General features: G+C 70.3%; 19 protein-coding genes. 9 read left to right on the top strand and 10 right to left on the bottom strand.

Annotated features, from left to right (window positions below; translation table 11 throughout):
* Positions 1 to 73 precede the first annotated feature (73 nt).
* The 6 genes from ddaH to OG897_RS15835 form a co-directional block, all read right to left on the bottom strand.
* Positions 74 to 853 carry a dimethylargininase gene (ddaH, locus tag OG897_RS15860; RefSeq protein ID WP_266657311.1) on the bottom strand — a complete coding sequence of 260 codons (780 nt, stop codon included), beginning with the start codon at positions 851 to 853 and terminating at the stop codon, positions 74 to 76.
* A gap of 124 nt (positions 854 to 977) precedes the next feature.
* Positions 978 to 3,257: an excinuclease ABC subunit UvrA gene (locus tag OG897_RS15855; protein ID WP_266657309.1), complete on the bottom strand. Its 2,280-nt coding sequence runs from the start codon at positions 3,255 to 3,257 to the stop codon at positions 978 to 980.
* A 227-nt stretch (positions 3,258 to 3,484) separates the two neighbouring features.
* Positions 3,485 to 5,107 (bottom strand): ABC-F family ATP-binding cassette domain-containing protein, encoded by a 1,623-nt coding sequence (locus OG897_RS15850; RefSeq protein WP_266660204.1) that lies wholly within the window; start codon positions 5,105 to 5,107, stop codon positions 3,485 to 3,487.
* 415 nt (positions 5,108 to 5,522) lie between these two features.
* Positions 5,523 to 5,933, bottom strand: a complete 411-nt coding sequence (locus OG897_RS15845) for an SsgA family sporulation/cell division regulator (RefSeq protein ID WP_266657307.1) — start codon at positions 5,931 to 5,933, stop codon at positions 5,523 to 5,525.
* 118 nt (positions 5,934 to 6,051) lie between these two features.
* The gene (locus OG897_RS15840; RefSeq protein WP_266657305.1) at positions 6,052 to 6,474 is read right to left on the bottom strand and encodes a (4Fe-4S)-binding protein; all 423 of its coding nucleotides are present in this window, start codon (positions 6,472 to 6,474) and stop codon (positions 6,052 to 6,054) included.
* A gap of 27 nt (positions 6,475 to 6,501) precedes the next feature.
* Positions 6,502 to 6,810 (bottom strand): GNAT family N-acetyltransferase, encoded by a 309-nt coding sequence (locus OG897_RS15835; protein WP_266657303.1) that lies wholly within the window; start codon positions 6,808 to 6,810, stop codon positions 6,502 to 6,504.
* A gap of 94 nt (positions 6,811 to 6,904) precedes the next feature.
* Between OG897_RS15835 and OG897_RS15830 the strand changes: the two genes are divergently transcribed.
* On the top strand, positions 6,905 to 8,017 hold the full coding sequence (locus OG897_RS15830; RefSeq protein WP_266657301.1) for an oxidoreductase: 1,113 nt from the start codon (positions 6,905 to 6,907) through the stop codon (positions 8,015 to 8,017).
* A 63-nt stretch (positions 8,018 to 8,080) separates the two neighbouring features.
* Here the strand turns inward: OG897_RS15830 and OG897_RS15825 are convergent, their stop codons facing one another.
* Positions 8,081 to 8,380, bottom strand: coding sequence for a YciI family protein (locus tag OG897_RS15825; protein WP_266657299.1), 300 nt, complete (start codon positions 8,378 to 8,380; stop codon positions 8,081 to 8,083).
* Positions 8,381 to 8,454: 74 nt separating this feature from the next.
* Between OG897_RS15825 and OG897_RS15820 the strand changes: the two genes are divergently transcribed.
* The gene (locus tag OG897_RS15820; RefSeq protein ID WP_266657297.1) at positions 8,455 to 9,204 is read left to right on the top strand and encodes an endonuclease V; all 750 of its coding nucleotides are present in this window, start codon (positions 8,455 to 8,457) and stop codon (positions 9,202 to 9,204) included.
* Positions 9,205 to 9,252: 48 nt separating this feature from the next.
* Positions 9,253 to 9,450: a morphogenic membrane protein MmpA gene (gene mmpA, locus OG897_RS15815; protein WP_266657295.1), complete on the top strand. Its 198-nt coding sequence runs from the start codon at positions 9,253 to 9,255 to the stop codon at positions 9,448 to 9,450.
* Between the two features lie 45 nt (positions 9,451 to 9,495).
* Here mmpA and OG897_RS15810 read toward each other — a convergent pair whose 3' ends face one another.
* Positions 9,496 to 10,671, bottom strand: a complete 1,176-nt coding sequence (locus OG897_RS15810; protein WP_266657293.1) for a trans-acting enoyl reductase family protein — start codon at positions 10,669 to 10,671, stop codon at positions 9,496 to 9,498.
* 169 nt (positions 10,672 to 10,840) lie between these two features.
* Here OG897_RS15810 and OG897_RS15805 point away from each other — a divergent pair, with 169 nt between their 5' ends.
* Genes OG897_RS15805 through OG897_RS15785 form a run of 5 tightly spaced genes read left to right on the top strand, consistent with a single transcriptional unit; the run spans position 10,841 to position 17,669 of the window.
* Positions 10,841 to 12,010 (top strand): CaiB/BaiF CoA-transferase family protein, encoded by a 1,170-nt coding sequence (locus OG897_RS15805; RefSeq protein ID WP_266657291.1) that lies wholly within the window; start codon positions 10,841 to 10,843, stop codon positions 12,008 to 12,010.
* Positions 12,010 to 13,035 (top strand): LLM class F420-dependent oxidoreductase, encoded by a 1,026-nt coding sequence (locus tag OG897_RS15800; protein WP_266657289.1) that lies wholly within the window; start codon positions 12,010 to 12,012, stop codon positions 13,033 to 13,035. Before OG897_RS15805 ends, OG897_RS15800 begins: the two co-directional genes overlap by 1 nt.
* Before the next feature lie 14 nt (positions 13,036 to 13,049).
* Complete coding sequence (locus tag OG897_RS15795; RefSeq protein WP_266657287.1) at positions 13,050 to 14,192, top strand: acyl-CoA dehydrogenase family protein; 1,143 nt, start codon at positions 13,050 to 13,052, stop codon at positions 14,190 to 14,192.
* 49 nt (positions 14,193 to 14,241) lie between these two features.
* A complete protein-coding gene (locus OG897_RS15790; protein WP_266657285.1) occupies positions 14,242 to 15,456 on the top strand; it encodes an acetyl-CoA C-acetyltransferase in 1,215 nt (404 codons plus the stop codon).
* A gap of 38 nt (positions 15,457 to 15,494) precedes the next feature.
* Positions 15,495 to 17,669 (top strand): 3-hydroxyacyl-CoA dehydrogenase NAD-binding domain-containing protein, encoded by a 2,175-nt coding sequence (locus tag OG897_RS15785; protein WP_266657283.1) that lies wholly within the window; start codon positions 15,495 to 15,497, stop codon positions 17,667 to 17,669.
* Positions 17,670 to 17,765: 96 nt separating this feature from the next.
* On the opposite strand, the gene OG897_RS15780 is transcribed toward OG897_RS15785, so the two are convergent.
* Positions 17,766 to 18,497: a MerR family transcriptional regulator gene (locus OG897_RS15780; RefSeq protein WP_266657281.1), complete on the bottom strand. Its 732-nt coding sequence runs from the start codon at positions 18,495 to 18,497 to the stop codon at positions 17,766 to 17,768.
* A 183-nt stretch (positions 18,498 to 18,680) separates the two neighbouring features.
* On the opposite strand from OG897_RS15780, the gene OG897_RS15775 reads away from it, so the two are divergent.
* Positions 18,681 to 20,486, top strand: a complete 1,806-nt coding sequence (locus tag OG897_RS15775; protein ID WP_266657279.1) for a long-chain fatty acid--CoA ligase — start codon at positions 18,681 to 18,683, stop codon at positions 20,484 to 20,486.
* Between the two features lie 82 nt (positions 20,487 to 20,568).
* On the opposite strand, the gene OG897_RS15770 is transcribed toward OG897_RS15775, so the two are convergent.
* A complete protein-coding gene (locus OG897_RS15770) occupies positions 20,569 to 21,171 on the bottom strand; it encodes an MBL fold metallo-hydrolase (RefSeq protein WP_266657277.1) in 603 nt (200 codons plus the stop codon).
* Between the last annotated feature and the right edge of the window lie 62 nt (positions 21,172 to 21,233).

Below are 21,233 nucleotides of genomic sequence, written 5' to 3'. Positions count from 1 at the left end.
TTACGAGACCGTAGGTTAAGCGCGGCGTGAGCGCTGAGCCAAGTCCCCGTCCGACGCGTACCCCTACGCACCGTTATGTGTGCAGGTCACGGAGGAGTACCGAGAGACAAGTCACGCATCCCTCCAGCTTTTCGAACTCGCTGATGTCCACGGGTACGGGTGTGAAGCCGAGGTCCGCGAACAGTTCGGCCGACTTGGGGGCGCTTGCCGCCATCAACACCGAGTTCCCGTCCAGCACGACCACATGCGCCCCGGCTTCCTCCGGAACGGCCAGGAAGCGCGGGAACGCCGCCGTGCTGTCCACCAGGGGCTCGTAGCCCACCACCGTCCCGTCCGGCAGGGCCGTCACTGCGGACTTCAGGTGCAGCACCCGGCTCACCGGTACGGCGACCACCTGTGCACCGAGGGGCTCGAACGCGGCGCGCAGCTGGCGGACCCCCTCCGCGTTGGTCCGTCCGCCACGGCCCACGTACACGGTGTCGCCGACTTTCAGGATGTCGCCGCCGTCGAGGGTTCCGGGTGTGCGGACGCGGTTTGTCGAGCAGCCCAGGCGTTCGGCGAGGATCTTCTCCACGGCGGGGGTCTCGGGGCGACGGGACTCGGCTCCGGACCGTCCGATCAGGGCGACGTTGCGGAACATCACCACGGAGTCCTCGACGAAGACGCCGTCCGGGCAGTCGTCGGCCTCCGGTACCTCGATGGTCTCCCAGCCGTGCGCACGCAGTGCGGCTGCGTAGGCTTCCCATTGCTGGAGCGCCAACTCGACGTCGACCGGCTGGCGTTCGACGTGGGTCACGAGTCCGTCGGCGAGGTGGGGGCTGGGGCGGCGGACGAGGGCCTTCTTACTGGGCACGGGGCGGCTCCGATGCTGGGGTGAGATCTTCTTGCGAGCCGCTCGAACGTATCGCCCTGGGTGGGCGGCCGGGGCTCCGCCCCCGCACCTCGACCCGCCTTCGGCAGGTACTGCGCGCCGGAATCTACCTCGACTCGCATTCCGTATTGAGCGCCAAGTGCACTGCTGTGAAAGACCCTTGATGTGCCATCAGATCGGCGGGAGTCCCCTCGAAGACGATCTCGCCGCCGTGCTTCCCGCCGTCCGGGCCCAGGTCGATCACCCAGTCCGCCCGTTTCACCACGTCCAGGTTGTGTTCGACGCAGATGACCGAGTTCCCCGCATCGACCAGCCGGTCCAGCAGGTTGACCAGAGTGTCGACGTCCGCCATGTGCAACCCGGTCGTCGGTTCGTCCAGCACGTACACGCTGCCCGTGCGGTGCAACTGCGTCGCCAGCTTGATGCGCTGCCGCTCACCGCCCGACAGCGAGCTGAGCGGCTGGCCCAGCGCGAGATATCCGAGCCCGACCTCGTGCAGCGTGTCCAACCTCCGTACCACCGAAGGCTCTTCGAAGAAGACCCGCGCCCGGTCCACCGGCATCTCCAGCACATCGACGATCGACATGCCACCCAGCCGATGTCCCAGCACCTCGCCCTCGAACCGCCGCCCCTCGCACTCCGGACACACCGTCGTCACCGGGTCCATGAAGGCGAGGTCGGTGTGCAGGACGCCCCGGCCCGAGCAATTCCCGCACGCACCGCTGGAGTTGAAGGAGAAGAGCGCGGCGCTCACCCCGTTCTCCTTCGCGAAGAGCTTGCGGATCGTGTCCATGATGCCGACGTACGTCGCCGGAGTGGAGCGGGACGACACCCCGATCGCACCCTGGTCGATGACGATCGCCTCCGGATGCGCGGCCGTGAACACCTGCGACACCAGCGTCGACTTGCCCGACCCGGCCACACCCGTCACCACGGTCAGCACCCCGGTCGGGAACGCGGTGTCGACGCCCTTGAGGTTGTGGAGATCGGCCCCGGTGACCCGGAGCCACCCGGTGGGCGAGCGGAACGACTCCTTGAGCGGGGTGCGCCTCCGCAGGCATCGCCCGGTCAGGGTGTCCGCCTTCCGCAGTTCCGCCACCGGCCCCTCGAAGACCACCAGTCCGCCGTCGACGCCCGCTCCCGGTCCGATGTCCACGACGTGATCGGCGACGGCCATCACGTCCGGGTCGTGTTCGACGACCAGCACCGTGTTGCCCTTGTCGCGCAGCCGCCGCAGCAGGTCGTTCAGCCGCCCCACGTCGCGCGGGTGCAGGCCCACGCTCGGCTCGTCGAAGATGTAGGTGAGCCCGGTCAGTGAACTGCCCAAGTGCCGCACCATCTTGAGGCGTTGGCCTTCACCTCCGGAGAGGGTCGTGGTCTCCCGGTCCAGGCTCAGATAGCCGAGCCCGATCCCCACCAGCCGCTCCAGCCTTTCCCGCGCCGCCGAGGCGATCGGGGCCGCCACCGGGTCGTCGATCCGGGCCAGCACCTCCACCAGGTCCGCGACCTCCATCGAGGCGTAGTCCCGTATCGACGACCCGTCGATACGGGACTTCAGCGCCGCCTCGTTCAGCCGTGCTCCGCCGCACGCCCCGCACACGCCTTCGGTCGTCAACTCGTCCGCCGCCGCACGGGACGTGGCGGACAGCGACCCCGTGTCCCGCTTCAGGAAGAGCCGCTCGAATCGGTTCACCAGCCCCTCGGAGTCCAACTCGACCGTGCCGGACTTCATCCGCACGGACACCTTGGTGCCGTCCGCGCCCCGCGCCCCGTACAGCAGCCGCTTCCGCTCCTCGGGCCCGTACGCGCACAGCGGCTTGTCGGGATCGAAGAAGTCGTTGTGCGCGTAGAGCTTCCACTGCCAGCTGCCCACCGAGGATCCGGGCACCCGCAGTGCGCCCTCGTTGAGCGACTTCGACCAGTCGATCGCCCTGTCCAGGTCGAGGCGCACGGTCTTGCCGATGCCGTCGCAGGTCGTGCACATGCCACTGGGGTCGTTGAAGGAGTACGCCGTCGCCGGGCCCGCGCTCGGGACGCCGTAACGGGAGAACAGGACGCGGATGATGGAGTAGATGTCGGTCATCGTGCCGACGGTCGAGCGGACGTTGCCGCCGATCGGCTTCTGGTCGACGACGATCGCCACCGACAGGTCGTCGATCGCGTCCACGAGCGGCCGCTCGTACTTCGGCAGCCGGTTGCGGACGAACCAGGTGAAGGTCTCGTTCAGCTGGCGCTGCGACTCGACCGCGATCGTGTCGAAGACGACGGAGGACTTGCCGGAGCCGGAGACGCCGGTGAAGACGACGATCTTTCCTTTGGGGAGCGTGAGGGAGACGTCCCGGAGGTTGTTCTCCCGCGCGCCCGTCACCGTGATGTTCGATGCCATGCCATCGACGCTAGGAGGTATACCGGACACCTTCTGTCGGGTATACGCCCGTATCCGTTTCCCCGTCCGCGACAGGATTTCGTTGGCGAGGGCCACGATCGTCTGCGGGTCCGTGTCCCGGCACGGAAAGGTTCTGATCAACCATGTCCCGACCGTACGCGCCGCCACTGACAACGCGGTGGGAGCCCGTGCGCGGGGGCCCGCCACCGCATCACTCCTTCACCGCATCACTCCTCCACAGCGGCCTCCCCTTCCCCCTCGGCCTCGGCCTCGCCCTCCGGCTCCGCCCCCAGACGCAGCCGCCGGGTGATCCCGATCGACACCAGGAACGGCTCGTCGTGGCTCGCCACGATCAGCGCGCCCTCGTACGCCCGCAGTGCCTCGGTCAACTGCCGCACGCTCGCCATGTCCAGGTTGTTCGTCGGCTCGTCCAGCATCAGCAACTGCGGCGCTGGATCGGCCAGCAGCAGCGCGGCGAGGGTGGCCCGGAACCGCTCTCCGCCCGACAGCGTCCCGACCGCCTGGTCCGCCTTCGCGCCCTTGAAGAGGAAGCGCGCGAGGCGTGCCCTGATCAGGTTGTTGGTCGCACCGGGCGCGAGCAGCGCCACGTTCTGCGCGACGCTCAGCGAGTCGTCCAGCACGTCGAGCCGCTGCGGCAGGAAACGGGTCGGGACCAACGCCCCGACCTCGCCCGCCACCGGCTCCAACTGCCCGGCAATCGTCCGCAACAGGGTCGTCTTGCCCGCCCCGTTGCGCCCGGTCAGCGCGACCCGCTCGGGTCCCCGCAGCTCGAACTCGCCGTCCAGGCGCGCCCCGTACGGCATCTCCAGATCCCGCACGAGCAGCACGCCACGCCCCGGATGAACCGTCGTGTACGGCAGCTCGATCCGGATCTCGGCGTCCTCGCGCACCAACTCCTCCGCCTCGCCCAGCCGTTCCCGCGCCTCCTTCAGCCTCTCGGTGTGCATGATCTTGTGCTTGCCCGCAGACTCCTGGGCGGCCCTCTTGCGCAGCCCCATCACGATCTTCGGCTCACGCTTCTGCTCGTACATCTTCTGGCCGTACTTCTTGCGCTTGGCCAACTTCACCTGCGCCTCGGCCAGTTCCCGCTTCTGCTTCTGCACATCGGCCTCGGCGACCCGCACCATGCGCTCCGCCGCCTCCTGCTCCACGGCGAGCGCCTCCTCGTACTCCGAGAAGGTCCCCCCGTACCAGCGGACCTCGCCGTCGCGCAGATCGGCGATCTGGTCGACGCGCTCCAGCAGTTCCCGGTCGTGGCTGACCACGACGAGGACGCCCGACCACGCGGACACGGCGTCGTACAGCCGCTGCCTGGCGTACAGGTCGAGGTTGTTCGTCGGCTCGTCGAGGAGCAGGACGTCGGGGCGGCGCAACAGCAGGGCCGCCAGCCGCAGCAGTACGGACTCGCCGCCCGACACCTCCCCGATGGTGCGGTCGAGCCCGATGTGACCGAGGCCGAGTCCGTCGAGCGTGGCGAGGGCGCGCTCCTCGACGTCCCAGTCGTCGCCGATCGCCTCGAAGTTCGCCTCGCCGGCGTCACCCGCTTCGATGGCGTGCAGCGCGGCCCGCTTCGCCGCGATCTCCAGGGCCTCGTCGACCCGGAGACCGGTGTCGAGGACGAGGTTCTGCGGCAGGTAGCCGATGCTGCCCGCGACCCTGACCTTGCCGCCGGTCGGCGCGAGCTCCCCGGCGAGCAGCTTGAGCAGGGTGGACTTGCCCGAACCGTTGACGCCGATGAGGCCGGTGCGGCCGGGGCCGATCGCGATCTGGAAGTCGTCGAGGACAGGGGTGCCGTCGGGCCAGGCGAAAGAGAGGGCGGTGCAGGTCAGCGACGCGCTCTGCGGCTGTGCGTGAGAGTAGGCAGACAAAAGGGCCTCCAGGTTGCGGTGAGTGGTGCGGAGCAACTGGTGGAGACACCGGCAGTGCGTGGAGACCTCGCGTCAGGGCCGTGACGTACGTAACGGAAAGTACGTAACAGAGGAAGAGCCCCGAGGGGAAGAAGACGGCTCGAACGCCGAGGTCGCACGCGGCACGCGGAAAATTGCAGACCACACAGAAGTGGCTGCCTCGCGGCACGGTGTCCCAGACCTCAGACGAGCAACGTCCTTCTCCATTCGACGACGACAGGGCGAAACGAACCGTACGCCCGCCCTGTGGTCGGGGCAAATGATTTACGGGGCGGCGGCACTTCACGAGGCGGCGGCACCTTACGGGGCGGCGGCAGAGGCCCGGCTCACGCCCGCCTCAGCTGCTCAGCAGCTGCGCCAGATCCTGGTCGACGTCCAGATACTGGTGCTCGGCCCCCGTCGGCACGAGTTCCTGCGTCTGCTTCAGGAAGCGCCGCAGCTCGGACGTGCGGATGTGGACCATGGCCACGCCCTCCGTGGCGTGCAGTTCCAGCACGGTCCGCCCGTACCCGTACGGCCGCAGCTGCACGTCACCGATCCCGGCCGGTTCGTCGAGCCCGGCGGCCAGCAGCTCCCGGGCGAACGTCCACACCACCTCGATGCCCTCCAGGGTCGCCGGAGGAGGGAAGGTCATGTGCACGGCGAACGGGTCCGTGCGGTCGTAGCTGAGCGTCGCGGGAACGTTCTCCAGCTGCGGCGCGGAGGAAATCAGACGGGCCTGCACGGCCTGCTCGATGACGGTGGACAAGGCCAGCACCTCTCATGCTCGGTGGATGCGTCCTGCCGTCCGAAAAGACGTCGGAACGCGCGATTCCGTGCACCCGAACCCGGCGTGACCTGCATCACCCGCATCCGGTGCCGCAAGATCACGTCGTGCCGCAGACACCTGCGTGGTCGCAGTACGGCTGGTTCCCGCTGGCGCCGCAGCCACACAGCATGACCCGTGTCTCATGGTGGGGACCCTGTGAACCGTCGACCCTCAGATCTCCCCGTATGAAGAGCTGCCCCGCCGCGTTCCGGGTGATCACCGTCGGGTGCTCGGCGTCCTCCGCGGGCCCGTCGTGCGACCGGTACTGGAGTGCTCCGCTCGGGCAGCGGCGGACGACCTCGGAGACCAGTTCGGGGGCCGCCGCGTCCGGGGTGATCCAGGGGCGCTTCTGCAGATCGAAGACCTCGGGCAGTCCGCGTACGCATTCGGCGGCGTGCAGACAGAGACCGGGCCGGAAGGTGACGTCCACCTTCTCGCCCCGGTACTCCTTCACGTTCGCAGGGGGTTGCTGCTCGCTCATGGCGTCTCCTCGACCCATTCCTCGTCCTCAGTCCGTGACGGAGGAACGGCTCTGGTACAGAAGGTCCGCGTACTCCGGATGCCGCTGGATCCAGCCCGAGTAGAAGGGGCAGACGGCCAGCACCCGCAGCCCCTCGGCCCGTGCCGTGTCCAGTGATTCCCGTACGAGTGCCGCTCCGACGCCCTGACCCTCGTTGGCGGGCTCGACCTCGGTGTGCACGAAAGCGATCAGTTCGGGCGTACGGATGTACTGCGCGATGCCCGCGACCTTGTCCGATCCGTCCACGCGTGCCTCGTAGCGCCCGGATTCCCGCGCGTCGACGATCTCGACTGCCATCTCATCGCCTCCTCGGCTCTGAGCCCACCATAGGAACGGCTGACCCGGGCCGCACTCTGGACGACAGCAGTCCGGTCCGCTAGCTTCCAGCGCCATGAGGGGTATGGGGAAGACGAGACGAATGGTGTCCGTGGGGCTGAGTGCCGCGGCGATGGCCGCGGCGCTGGGCTCCGCACCGGCGCAGGCTTCGGCCGCGCCGCCACCGGTTTCAGCGGAAGAGCGGGCGAAGGCCCCGTCCGGGTGGCGGCTCAAGGACACGGGCGTGACGGACGTACGGTTCCGGGGCCTGGCGGCGGTGGACCGGCGCACGGCCTGGGTGGCGGGCTCCAAGGGAACCGTGCTGCGTACCGCCGACGGGGGCCGCAGTTGGCTCAACGTGTCCCCGCCGGGGGCGGGCGGCCTCGAATTCCGCGACGTCGAGGCGTTCGACGGGCGGCGGGCCGTGGTGCTCGCGATCGGCGAGGGCGAGGCGTCGCGGACGTACCGCACGGAGGACGGCGGCCGAACCTGGCAGGAGACCTTCCGCAACCCCGACCCGAAGGCGTTCTACGACTGCCTCACCTTCTTCGACAGCCGCAACGGCCTGGCGATGAGCGACCCCGTCGACGGGAAGTACCGCATCCTGTCGACCGGAGACGGCGGCAGGACCTGGAAGGTGCTGCCGACCCAGGGCATGCCGGATGCCCTGCCGGGCGAGGCGGGTTTCGCGGCGAGCGGCCAGTGCCTGGTGAGCAACGGCTCGCGGGACGTCTGGCTGGCCACGGGCGGTGCCGCGCGCGGACGCGTCCTGCACTCCTCGGACCGGGGCCTGACCTGGAAGGCCACGGACCTCTCCATTCCGGCGGGCGATCCGGCGCGAGGCGTGTTCGGCGTGGCCTTCCGGGACCGTACGCACGGGATCGCGGTCGGCGGCGACTACCGGGCGGGACAGCCCTCGCCGAACGCGGCGGCCCGCACGGCGGACGGCGGCCGCACCTGGCATGCCTCGGCGCTCCCTCCGGCGGAATACCGGTCGGGTGTCACGTGGCTGCCGCACTCGCGGTCGGTCGCGCTGGCGGTGGGACCGACGGGGACGGACGTGACGCTGAACGCGGGGCGGTCGTGGCGGAAGATCGACGCAGGGTCGTACGACACGGTGTCGTGCACGGCTGACTTCGGGTGCTGGGCTTCGGGGGAGAAGGGAAGGGTCGCCCGGCTCGAATTCTGAGCGGGCCCGGGGGGCAGCCCCTCGGGCGCAGTCCACGGCCGATGGGCCGGGCCCCGGTGGAACCTAGGCGACCGGGGCCTGGCGGTAGGCGGAGAGGGCCTCGGACGTCTTCGTGGCGACGAACTCCACGATGCGGTACTCGCACACCCGGCCCGTCGCGAAGGGGTCCTCCGCGGCGATCCTCTCGATCGCGTCCCGCGAGGGTGCGACCGCCAGGATGATCCCGCCGTCCCTCGGCTGCTTCCGACCCGAGGCGATGAAGACCCCCGCCTCGTACTGCGTGTCCAGCCACGCCACATGATCGGTCATCAGCGCGTCGACCTGCTCGACGGGCGCGGTGTAGGTCAATTCGAGTACGAACATGACCGCCACTCTACCGAGGCCCCAACCCCCGCCCCGGCCCGCTGTCAGACCCACGTCCTACAGTGGCGAACAAGATGAACCACACACGACAAAGCGCCCACCGCACCCCGCCCGACGAAGCCACCGCCCGCGCCGTCCAGGACGCGCTCCGCACCCGCGTCGTGCTCGACGAGGCCGGGCCGAGGCCCGGCACCGGCCACGTCACGGGCGTCGACGTGGCGTACGACGACGACCGTGACGTCGTCGTGGCCGCCGCCGTGGTCCTCGACGCCGCGACGCTCGCGGTGGTCGAGGAGGTCACGGCCGTCGGCCGGGTGGAGTTCCCCTACGTACCGGGACTGCTGGCGTTCCGTGAGATCCCGACCGTGCTGGCCGCCCTCGACCGCCTCACCGTCGCCCCGGGCCTCGTCGTCTGCGACGGGTACGGGCAGGCGCACCCGCGCCGTTTCGGCCTGGCCAGCCACCTGGGTGTGCTGACCGGCCTCCCCACCCTCGGCGTCGCGAAGAACCCGTTCACCTTCACGTACGAGCAACCGGGCCCCGCGCGCGGCGACTTCTCCCCCCTCGTCGACGTGGGGGACGGCGACGTGAGGGACGGCAACGTGAGGGACGGCGCGGAGGTCGGTCGCGCCCTGCGCACGCAGCCCGGTGTGAAGCCGGTGTTCGTCTCCGTCGGCCACCGGATCTCGCTCGACAACGCCTGCGCGCACACCCTGCACCTGGCGGCCTCCTACCGCCAGCCGGAGACCACCCGCCACGCGGACTCCCTGTGCCGACGAGCCCTGTCCGAGGCCACGGACCCACGGCAACAGGCACGTAACTGAGTACGTGTACGGATGTTGAAAACGAATTCCCGGGACAGGGTGATCCACATGAGTACGAGCATCAGCATGCGCACCAGCGCCGCACACACCACCCCGGCCCCCGCCCCCGCCGAGTACTTCGAGTCCGTCACCGTCCACCGCGCGGGACGCAAGCTCGCGGTGACCATGTTCGTCAGCGTGCTGGCGATGCTGGGCTGGACGGCCGGGATGATCTACACCCTCTCGGGCTGGATATCAGGGCACTGACCCCCCACCGAGCGTGCCCCGACGTCCTGACCGGGGGTGTCCGCGTCACCGCACCGCCGCGACCCTGAACCGGATGCCCGCCTCCTGCAACCGCCCCACCAGCGCGTCGCCCATCGCCACAGCGGGCGTGACCTGCCCCGCCGTCTGAGGCAGTTCGTCGTACGCCAGGCTCAGCGCGGCCTCCGCGAGGATCTTCGCGGTCTCCCCGTACCCGGGGTCACCACCGGACACCTCGGTGTACACCCGCTTTCCGCCGCCCTCGCCGACGAACCGCACGGTGAACCAGCTCTTCGCCCGCAGTGCCTCGTCAGGACCCGTTCCCGGTGCGATCAGCGAACTCAGCCACCGTCGCGCCGCAGGCACCTGGGCCAGCACCATCACCGAGCCGATCGCCGCCGTCCCGCCGAGCGCGACCGGCAGCCACTTCACCGCCGCGAAGTGCCGGTAGCGGAAGTCGGGACCGTAGCGCTCCAGCGCCGCCGCCGAACGCCCCACCACCTCCGGGTCGATCGTCGGCAACGGCAGCGCCCACATCCCGAGTTCACCGTTGCGGTGCGGCGGCCCGAGCCTGGCGTGCACCTGCCGCCCGCCCTCAGGCCGGGGCTCCGCCTGCCGCCGCTCCCGCGCCGCCCGCACCATCTGCCGCCCGCGCCCCAGCGCCCCCAGCACCGACGCGAACGTACCCCCGGAGAACCGGGCCCCGGTCCGTACGAAACCGTCCACCCGCAGCGGCACGCCCTCCGGCAACTGCTGCACGGTGAAGTACGTCCCGAGGTCGTGCGGTACGGAGTCGAAGCCGCACGAGTGGATCAGCCGCGCCCCGCTCCGCCGGGCCACCGCGTCGTACCCCAGGTACATGCGGTCCACGAACTCCGGCTCGCCCGCCAGGTCCAGGTAGTCGGTGCCCGCCTCCGCGCAGGCGGCCACCAGCCCCTCCCCGTGCTGGAGGTACGGGCCGACGGTGGTCGCCAACACCCGCGTGCTGCGGGCGAGTTCACGCAGGGCGTCCGTGTCGCCCGAGTCGGCCTGGACCAACGGCAGTTCCGCGCAGGCCGGGTGGGACTTGGCGAGACGGGCCCGCAGCCGCTCCAGTTTGGCGAGACTGCGGCCGGAGAGGGCCCAGCGGCAGTCGGTCGGCGCGTGCTCGGCCAGGTAGGCGGCGGTGAGTTCGCCCACGAAGCCGCTGGCTCCGAAGAGCACGATGTCGTACGGACGAGGCATGCGGTTCCTCCAGTCGTCGGGCGAGCCCGTGCGGTGTCCCGCACCGGACCCGTCACGTACCCCTGCGGAAAAGGCTAAGCGCTCGCTTGGCCAAAGGGCTTGTGCAGAGAGGAACACGTTCTTAGCATCACTGCTGTTACATCAGTTGTGTCACAGTGCTGGGGGCTTGATGGCAAGGACAGCAGGCACGAACCCGAGGAACGCGTCCGGACCGCTCGCCGGAGTGCGCGTGGTGGAACTGGCGGGCATCGGACCAGGGCCTTTCGCCGCGATGTGCCTCGCCGATCTCGGTGCCGATGTCGTACGGGTCGACCGGCCCGGCGGCGTTGGACTCGGCGTCGCCCCGGCCCAGGACCTCACCAACCGGGGCAAGCGCTCCGTACTCGTCAACCTCAAGGACCCGGACGGACCCGAACGGGTGCTCGGCCTCGTCGAGCGCGCCGACATCCTCATCGAGGGCTACCGCCCCGGTGTCGCCGAACGCCTCGGCGTCGGCCCCGACGCCTGCCTTGCCCGCAACCCGAAACTGGTCTACGGCCGGATGACCGGCTGGGGCCAGGAAGGACCCCTCGCCCAGCAGGCCGGCCACGACATCTCCTACCTCGCCGTCACCGGCACTCTCGGCATGATCGGCCGCGCCGACGAGCCGCCGACCGTCCCCGCCAACCTCGTCGGCGACTACGCGGGCGGCTCCCTCTACCTCGTCATCGGCGTCCTCGCCGCCCTCCAGCACGCCCGCACCGCCGAGGGCGCGGGCCAGGTCGTCGACGCGGCGATCGTCGACGGCGCGAGCCACCTCGCCACCATGCTGCACGGCATGCTCGCCGCCGGAGGCTGGCAGGACAGGCGCGGGGCGAACCTGCTCGACGGGGGCTGCCCGTTCTACGGAACGTACGAGACCTCCGACGGCCGGTATCTGGCGGTCGGGGCCCTGGAACCGCAGTTCTACGCCGAGTTCACGACACTGCTCGGCATCGCCGACACCGCCCCCGACCGGAGCGACCTCGCCCGCTGGGGCGACCTGCGCGACACCATCGCCGCCCGCTTCAAGGAACGTACCCGCGACGAGTGGACGGCCGTGTTCGAGGCGTCCGACGCCTGCGTCGCCCCGGTCCTGTCCATGCGCGAGGCCCCGCACCACCCGCACCTCGCCGCCCGTGCCACCTACGTCGAACACGGCGGCGTCACCCAGCCCGCCCCCGCCCCGCGCTTCTCCGCGACCCCGGGCGCGATCCGCGGCGGCCCCGCGCTGCCCGGGGCCGACACCGCCGAGGTGGCCGCCGACTGGGACGTACCGAACCTCATGAACGACGATGCCACGAAGGGTGAGACCGCCTGATGGAGATCTCCGTCCCGCTGAGCTACGCGGGCGACCCCCGCGAAGGCTGCGACCAGATCGCCGCCCTGGAGTCCGCCGGACTCGACGCCGTCTGGGTCGCCGAGGCGTACGGCTTCGACTCACCCACGATCATGGGCTACCTCGCCGCCCGCACCACCCGGATGAGGATCGGCGCGGGCATCCTCAACGTCTACTCCCGCACCCCCGCCCTGATCGCCCAGACCGGCGCGGGCCTCGACGCGGTCTCCGGCGGCCGGGCGCTCCTCGGGCTCGGCGCTTCGGGCCCGCAGGTCGTCGAGGGCTGGCACGGCAAGCCGTACGACAAGCCCCTCGGCCGCACCCGCGAGACCGTGGAACTGTGCCGCCGCATCTGGAAGCGCGAGGTCATCGAGCACCACGGCATCACCGACATGCCGCTCCCGAAGGAGAAGGGCGGCAGGCTCGGCAAGCCGCTCAAGATCCTCAACCGTCCGGTCCGCGACACCATCCCCGTGTACGTCGCCTCGCTCGGCCCCGCCAACGTGGAGCTGACCGCCGAGATCGCCGACGGCTGGCTGCCCACGCTCTTCCTCCCGGAGAAGGCGGACGCGGTGTGGGGCAGCGCCCTCGCCGCCGGACGGGCGAAGCGCGACCCGGAACTCGGCCCGCTCCAGACCGTCGCCGGGGGCCTCCTCGCCATCGGTGAAGACGCCTCGGCCGCACGGGACTTGGCCCGCCCGCAGATCGCCCTCTACGTCGGCGGCATGGGCGCCAAGGGCAAGAACTTCTACAACGACCTCGCCGTCGCCTACGGCTACGAGGAGGAGGCGGCGAAGATCCAGGACCTCTACCTCCAGGGCAGGAAGAAGGAGGCCGAGGCCGCCGTCCCCGACGAGTTCTGCGAGCTCATGTCGCTCTGTGGGCCCGAGAGTTACGTCCGTGAGCGCGTCGAGGCGTTCCGCGCGGCGGGCGTCACCATGCTCAACGTCGTCCCGGTCGGGCCCGAACCCGCGAAGCTCATCGAGACCGTCAAGAACTGGCTGTAGGGGACTGGAGACTGATGAAGCGTCAGCTGTTCAACGCCGAGCACGAAGCCTTCCGCGAGACCGTCCGCACCTTCCTCGCCAAAGAGGTCCTCCCGCACCACGAGCAGTGGGAGAAGGACGGCATCGTCAGCCGCGAGGCATGGCTCGCCGCCGGACGGCAGGGTCTCCTCGGGCTCGCCGTCCCCGAGGAGTACGGCGGCGGAGGCAACGCCGACTTCGTCTACAGCGCCGTACTCGCCGAGGAGTTCACCCGTGCCGGAGCCTCCGGGCTCGCGATCGGCCTGCACAACGACATCATCGGCCCCTACCTCACCGGCCTCGCCACCGACGAGCAGAAGCGCCGCTGGCTGCCCGGTTTCTGCACCGGCGAGACCATCACCGCCATCGCCATGACCGAACCGGGCGCCGGCTCCGACCTCCAGGGCATCCGCACCACGGCCGAGGACAAGGGCGACCACTGGCTGCTCAACGGCTCCAAGACGTTCATCTCCAACGGCATCCTCGCCGACCTGGTGATCGTCGTCGCGAAGACCTCCCCGGAGGGCGGCGCGAAGGGCCTCTCCCTCCTGGTCGTCGAGCGCGGCGCCGAGGGCTTCGAGCGCGGCCGCAACCTCGACAAGATCGGCCAGAAGGCCCAGGACACGGCCGAGCTGTTCTTCCACGACGTCAAGGTCCCCAAGGAGAACCTCCTCGGCGAGCTCAACGGCGCGTTCCTCCACCTGATGACCAACCTCGCCCAGGAGCGCATGGGCATCGCGGTCGCCGCAATCGCCGCCGCCGAACACCTCCTGGAGATCACCACCCAGTACGTCAAGGAGCGCGAGGCGTTCGGCCGCCCGCTCGCCAAGCTCCAGCACATCCGCTTCGAGATCGCCGAGATGGCCACCGAGTGCGCCGTCACCCGTACGTTCCTCGACCGCTGCATCGTCGATCACTCCAACGGGGAACTCGACGCGGTCCACGCGTCCATGGCCAAGTGGTGGGCCACCGAACTCCAGAAACGCGTCGCCGACCGCTGCCTCCAACTGCACGGCGGCTACGGCTACATGACCGAGTACCGGGTCGCCAAGGCATTCACGGACGGCCGTATCCAGACCATCTACGGCGGCACGACCGAGATCATGAAGGAGATCATCGGCCGGTCCCTGCTCGGCTGACCCAGCCCCGCCCGCCCCCCCCCCGAGAACCTCCCGAAAGGCATTCGTCTTGAGCACCGAAGCGTACGTGTACGACGCGATCCGCACCCCGCGCGGACGCGGCAAGGCCAACGGCGCCCTGCACGGCACCAAGCCGATCGACCTCGTCGTCGGCCTCATCCACGAGATCACGGCCCGCTTCCCGGACCTCGACCCGGCCGCCATCGACGACATCGTCCTCGGTGTCGTCGGCCCCGTCGGCGACCAGGGCTCCGACATCGCCCGCACCGCCGCGATCTCCGCAGGACTTCCCGACACCGTGGCGGGCGTCCAGGAGAACCGCTTCTGTGCCTCCGGCCTCGAAGCCGTCAACCTGGCGGCCATGAAGGTCCGTTCGGGCTGGGAGGACCTGGTCCTCGCGGGCGGCGTCGAGTCCATGTCGCGCGTCCCGATGGGCTCCGACGGCGGCGCCTGGTTCAACGACCCGATGACCAACTACGAGAACGGCTTCGTCCCGCAGGGCATCGGCGCCGACCTCATCGCCACCATCGAGGGCTACTCCCGCCGCGACGTCGACGAGTACGCCGCCCTCTCCCAGGAGCGGGCCGCGGCCGCCTGGAAGGACGGCCGGTTCAACCGCTCCGTCGTCCCGGTCCGCGACCGCAACGGCCTCCTCGTACTCGACCACGACGAGCACATGCGCCCCGGCACCACCGCCGACTCGCTCGCCGCCCTCAAGCCGTCCTTCGCCGCGGTCGGCGACCTGGGGGGCTTCGACGCGGTCGCGCTCCAGAAGTACCACTGGGTGGAAGCGATCGACCACGTCCACCACGCGGGCAACTCCTCCGGCATCGTCGACGGCGCCGCCCTCGTCGCGATCGGCACCAAGGAGGTCGGCGAGCGCTACGGCCTGACCCCCCGGGCCCGTATCGTCTCGGTCGCCGTGTCAGGATCCGAGCCCACCATCATGCTCACCGGCCCCGCCCCCGCCACCCGCAAGGCGCTCGCCAAGGCGGGCCTGACCATCGACGACATCGACCTCGTCGAGATCAACGAGGCGTTCGCGGGCGTCGTCCTGCGCTTCGCCAAGGACATGGGCCTCTCCCTCGACAAGATCAACGTCAACGGCGGCGCCATCGCCATGGGCCACCCGCTGGGCGCGACCGGCGCGATGATCCTGGGCACCCTCGTCGACGAACTGGAGCGCCAGGACAAGCGTTACGGCCTCGCCACCCTGTGCGTCGGCGGCGGCATGGGCGTCGCCACCGTCGTCGAGCGCGTCTGAATCTCGTCCCGCCACCCCCTTTACGGAGAAGCCAGAACATGAGCGAGTCCACCACCATCCGCTGGGAGCAGGACGAGACCGGCGTCGTCACCCTCGTCCTCGACGACCCCAACCAGTCCGCCAACACCATGAACGCCGCCTTCAAGTCCTCCATCGCGGCGATCGCCGACCGCGCCGAGGCCGAGAAGGACTCCATCCGGGGCATCATCTACACCTCCGCGAAGAAGACCTTCTTCGCGGGCGGCGACCTCAAGGACATGATCCAGGTCGGCCCCGAGCACGCCCAGCAGGCATTCGACACCGGCACCGCCATCAAGGCCGCCCTGCGCCGCATCGAAACCCTCGGCAAGCCGGTCGTCGCCGCCATCAACGGCGCGGCCCTCGGCGGCGGTTACGAGATCGCGCTCGCCTCCCACCACCGTGTCGCCCTCGACGCGCCCGGCTCGAAGATCGGCCTGCCCGAGGTCACGCTCGGCCTGCTCCCGGCGGGCGGCGGCGTCACCCGTACCGTACGCCTCATGGGCATCGCCGACGCGCTGCTCAAGGTCCTCCTCCAGGGCACCCAGTACAGCCCGCGGCGCGCCCTCGACAACGGCCTCGTCCACGAGGTCGCTGCGACCCCCGAGGAGATGCTCGCCAAGGCCCGCGCCTTCATCGACGCGAACCCCGAGTCGCAGCAACCGTGGGACGTCAAGGGCTACAAGATCCCCGGCGGCACGCCTTCCAACCCGCGCTTCGCAGCCAACCTCCCGGCGTTTCCCGCGAACCTCAAGAAGCAGACGGGCGGCGCGAACTACCCCGCGCCGCGCAACATCCTGGCCGCCGCCGTCGAGGGTTCGCAGGTCGACTTCGAGACCGCGCTGACCATCGAGGCCCGCTACTTCACCGAGCTGGTGACGGGCCAGGTCGCGAAGAACATGATCCAGGCGTTCTTCTTCGACCTCCAGGCCGTCAACTCCGGTGCGAGCCGCCCCAAGGACGTCGAGCGCCGCACGGTCCGCAAGGTGGCCGTGCTCGGCGCGGGCATGATGGGCGCGGGCATCGCCTACACCTGTGCGCGCGCGGGCATCGAGGTCGTCCTCAAGGACGTCACCCCGGAGGCCGCCGCCAAGGGCAAGGCGTACAGCGAGAAGCTCCTCGCCAAGGCGCTCAGCCGGGGCCGCACCACCGAGGCCGGGCGCGACGAACTCCTCGCCCGCATCACCCCCACCGCCAACCCGGCGGACCTCGCGGGCTGCGACGCGGTCATCGAGGCGGTCTTCGAGGACACCGCCCTCAAGCACAAGGTGTTCCAGGAGATCCAGGACATCGTCGAGCCCGACGCGCTCCTGTGCTCCAACACCTCCACCCTCCCCATCACCGGTCTCGCCGAGGGCGTCTCGCGCCCCGCCGACTTCATCGGCCTGCACTTCTTCTCGCCGGTCGACAAGATGCCGCTGGTCGAGATCATCAAGGGTGAGCGGAGCGGCGACGAGGCCCTCGCCCGCGCCTTCGACCTGGTCCGCCAGATCAAGAAGACGCCGATCGTCGTCAACGACAGCCGAGGCTTCTTCACCTCGCGCGTCATCGGCCAGTTCATCAACGAGGGCGTCGCCATGGTCGGCGAGGGCATCGAGCCCGCGTCGATCGAGCAGGCCGCCGCCCAGGCCGGATACCCGGCGAAGGTCCTCTCCCTCATGGACGAGCTGACCCTCACCCTGCCGCGCAAGATCCGCAACGAGACGAAGAAGGCGGTCGAGGAGGCGGGCGGCACCTGGCCGGGACACCCCTCGGACGCGGTCATCGACCAGATGGTGGACGAGTTCGGGCGCCCGGGGCGCAGCGGTGGCGGCGGCTTCTACGAGTACGGGGAGGACGGGAAGCGGACGCGTCTGTGGCCGGGGCTGCGGGAGCACTTCGGCAAGCCGGGTGCGGAGATCCCCTTCGTCGACATGCAGGAGCGGATGCTCTTCTCCGAGGCCATCGACACGGTCCGCTGTTTCGAGGAGGGCGTGCTGACGACGGTCGCCGACGCCAACATCGGCTCCATCATGGGTATCGGTTTCCCGGCGTGGACCGGCGGCGTCATCCAGTACATCAACGGATACGAGGGCGGTCTGCCCGGATTCGTCGCCCGCGCCCGCGAGCTGGCGGCGACGTACGGCGAACGCTTCGAGCCGACGGCCCTGCTGGTCGAGAAGGCGGAGAAGGGCGAGAAGTTCAGCGACGGCTGAGCCCGCCCGGTGGTGCCGGGCCCCTTCTCGCACCGGGGGCCCGGCACCACCTCCGCCCTGCCGGCAGGGCGTCTGCCCAACACTCTTTCCTGGCTGTCAGGACCCGTCGACGAAGGCGGCCCGCAGCTCTTCCTTCAGCGACCGCTGGAACGCCGTGACCAGGGCCTGGAGCACCATCGGCTGCATGTGCGCGGACAGCGACTTCATCGCCTCCACATGCTCGGGGTCCGACTCGCGCTCCCGGTACGGGCTCCACACCTCGTCCCGGAACAGGTGCGTCAGCTCCCGCGCCGCCGAGCGCGCGTGCTCCAGCAGGATCGTGCGCGCCGCGAGGATCGTCTCGTGGGCGATCGGGACGCCGAGGAGCTGCACGCCGAGTGCCAGCAGGCCCGGATCCACCCGGAAGGTGTCCGGGTCGTCGGCGCGCTCCAGTACGTTCATCGCGGCGAGCCGGTCGATGTCGACGTCCGACAGCGGCCCGCCCGCCCGCCGCTCCAGCTCCGCCCGGGTGGCCACCTCCGCCGAGTCGGGGGCCCAGGACGCCACCACCGCGCGGTGGATGGCCAGGTCGTGTGCGCTCAGGTCCGGCGGGAGCTGCTCCAGGTACCGTTCGATGGCGGACAGCGTCATCCCGTGGTGCTGCAACTCCTCGATGAGGGCGAGCCGGGAGAGGTGCTCGGGGCCGTAGTGGCCGACCCGGCGCGGGCCGATCGCCGGAGGCGGTAGGAGACCCTTGGTGCTGTAGAAGCGGATGGTGCGGACGGTGACACCTGCCCGCGCGGCCAGTTCGTCGACCGTCAGGGTCGGGACCTCGGTTCCCGTGGCCATGCCCGTTTCTCGCTTCCCGCCGTCGTTGTGTCGTACCGTCGTGGCGTCGTTGCAGCCATTCGATTCAACAGTATTGCTGTTACACCAGCGCTGTGAAAGCGTTCCGCCCGTTGATCCGGCCCGTCCCGTTGATCCGGCACGTTTGATCCGGCACGTTCAGTCGATGGCGCCCAGGAGGCGGTCATGACCACGATCCTGCGAATCCCCGGAGAGCCCTCACGCCTCACCCTTCCCGCCCTGCTCCTGCGCAATGCCGAGGACCACGGGGAACTGCCCGCCCTCTCCTGGCGACAGGACGACGGCTGGGCCACGCTCACCTGGCGGGAGGTACGGCGCAAGACCGCGGTCCTGGCCGCCGGGTACGCGGCCTTGGGCGTGCGGCGCGGCGAGCAGGTGCTCATGATGATGGGCAACCGCCCCGAGCACTGGCTCAGCGACCTCGCGCTCACCCACCTCGGCGCGATCCCGGTCTCGGTGTACGGGACGGCCGCCGCCGAGCAGGTCGCGCACATCGTGCGGCACAGCCGCGCCCGCTTCGCGATCGTCGAGGGCACGGCCGAACTGCCGCGCTGGGAACCACTGTTGGCGGAGACGTCGAACGGTCTGGAGAAGCTCGTCGTGGTCGATGCGGCCACTGCGGGACCGCACCGTACGTACGGCTCACTGCACGCGTCCGGAGGTCGCCTCCACCAGCCGGACGCCTTCGAGAAGACCTGGCGGGAGAGCCGCGCCGACGACGTCCTCACCGTCGTCTACACCTCCGGCACCACGGGCGACCCCAAGGCCGTGCCGATCACCCACCGCATGGTGGTGAGCAACGCGCTCTCCCTCGACAAGGCCGTCGACCTCCCCGACCACGTCGAGCACATCTGCTACCTCCCCTTCGCGCACATCGCGGAGCGCATGCTCGGCATCTACCTCTCGGTCTTCCGCGCCTCGCACGTCCACCTGTGCGCGGACATCGCCCAAGTCGCCCCCACCGTGGGGGAGTTGCACCCCGCGCAGTTCTTCGGCGTACCGAGGGTCTGGGAGAAGATGGCGGCGGGCGTACGGGCCGCGCTGGCCGGGCTGCCCGAGGAACAGCGGGCGGCGATCGAGCGGATGGGGGAGGCGACCCGTGCCTACATCGCGACCCGCGAGCGCGGCGAGCTGCCGTCGCCGGAAGTGGACAGCGCGCACCGGGCGGCGAAGAAGGGCCTGGAGCCGCTGCTCGCCCTCGCGGGCTTCGACCGGCTGGTCTGGACGGCGAGTGCTTCCGCGCCGATGCCGCCCGAAGTGACCCGGTTCTGGGCCGGGTTGGGCATCGCGATCATGGATGCGTGGGGCCTGACGGAGACGGTCGGCGTGTGCACGGCCAACAGCCCGACGCGGGGGTTCCGGCTGGGGTCGGTGGGCCGCCCGCTCGACGGCCTGGAGGTCAAGGTCGCCGAGGACGGCGAGATCCTGGTGCGGGGGGAGACGGTCTTCCGGGGCTACCTCCGGGCGGACGGGACGATCGAGGAGGCGCTGGACGCGGACGGCTGGTTCGCGACCGGCGACATCGGGCGCGTCGACGAGGACGGCTTCCTCTGGCTGACCGACCGCAAGAAGGAAATGATCGTCACCTCGACGGGCAAGAACGTCTCCCCGGCCCTCGTCGAGAACACCCTCAAGGAACACCCCCTGATCGGCCAGGCCCTGGTGCACGGCGACGGGAAGTCGTACGTGGTGGCGCTGCTGGTACTGGACGCGGAGGTCCTCCCGGCCTGGGCGGCCCGGCAGGGCGTCGAGGGCCCCGTCACCGCGGACCATCCGGTCGTACGGGAGGAGGTCGCACGGGCGGTCGAGGCGGCGAACGTGCGCCTGAACCGCACCGAGCAGGTCAAGCGGTACCGGGTGCTGGCCGGTGAATGGGGCCCGGAGACGGGGGAGTTGACCCCGTCGCTGAAGCTGAGGCGCAGGGCGATCCGGGAGAAGTACGGGGACGAGATCGAAGCTCTGTACGGGTGAGGGGTGGGGTGGCGGCCCGCCGGGGTGTGCCGCCCCCCTCACGTCGGCGGGGTGTCCGGAGCGGGGTGTCCGGAGGGAGTGTCTAGAGCGGGGCGTTCTCGTCCGCCGGGAACGGCGCTCCGTGGCCCGGCACGATCACGTCCGCCAGGTCCAGCACGCGCAGCCGTGACTGCCGCAGGAGTTCCTGGTCGGGGGCGACCGGGTCGACGACCGGGCCGTTGGGCCGCCACCACAGGTCGCCCGCGAACGCCACCACACCGGATTCCGTTCCGGCCAGGAGGGTCACGTCCTCCGCGCTGTGGCCCGGAGTGTGGAGCAGACGGAGCGAGGGGGTGAGCGCGTGCCCCTCGGCGTCGCGGTCCGTCCACTGGTCGCCGTCGTAGACCGCCTTGTGGTCGTGGATGCGGGCGCTGCCGAACAGGCCCACGTTGAGGGTGTTGTCCGGGTGGTGGTGGCTGAGGACCACGTCCGTGATGTCGTCGGCGGTGAGGCCGAGCGCGGCGAGGGGGCCCAGGATGCTGTCCCGGTCGGGGACCATGCCCGGGTCGAAGATCACGTGCCGGTCGCCGTCGGTGACGTACGAGACGGTGGCGGCGACGCCGGGGCCGGTGGAGAGGGTGTAACCGGTGTGCAGAACGGTGTAGGAGGCGGTGCGGGCGAGGGGCGCTTCGGTCGTTGTCGTCATGGCCCTAAGCATTCCGCGTGAGGTCAGGGGCTACGAGTGGCCTTCCTGCCACTGATCGCGGG

Source organism: Streptomyces sp. NBC_00237, assembly GCF_026342435.1.
Lineage (GTDB): Bacteria > Actinomycetota > Actinomycetes > Streptomycetales > Streptomycetaceae > Streptomyces.
This window is presented reverse-complemented; position numbering and strand designations above follow the sequence as displayed.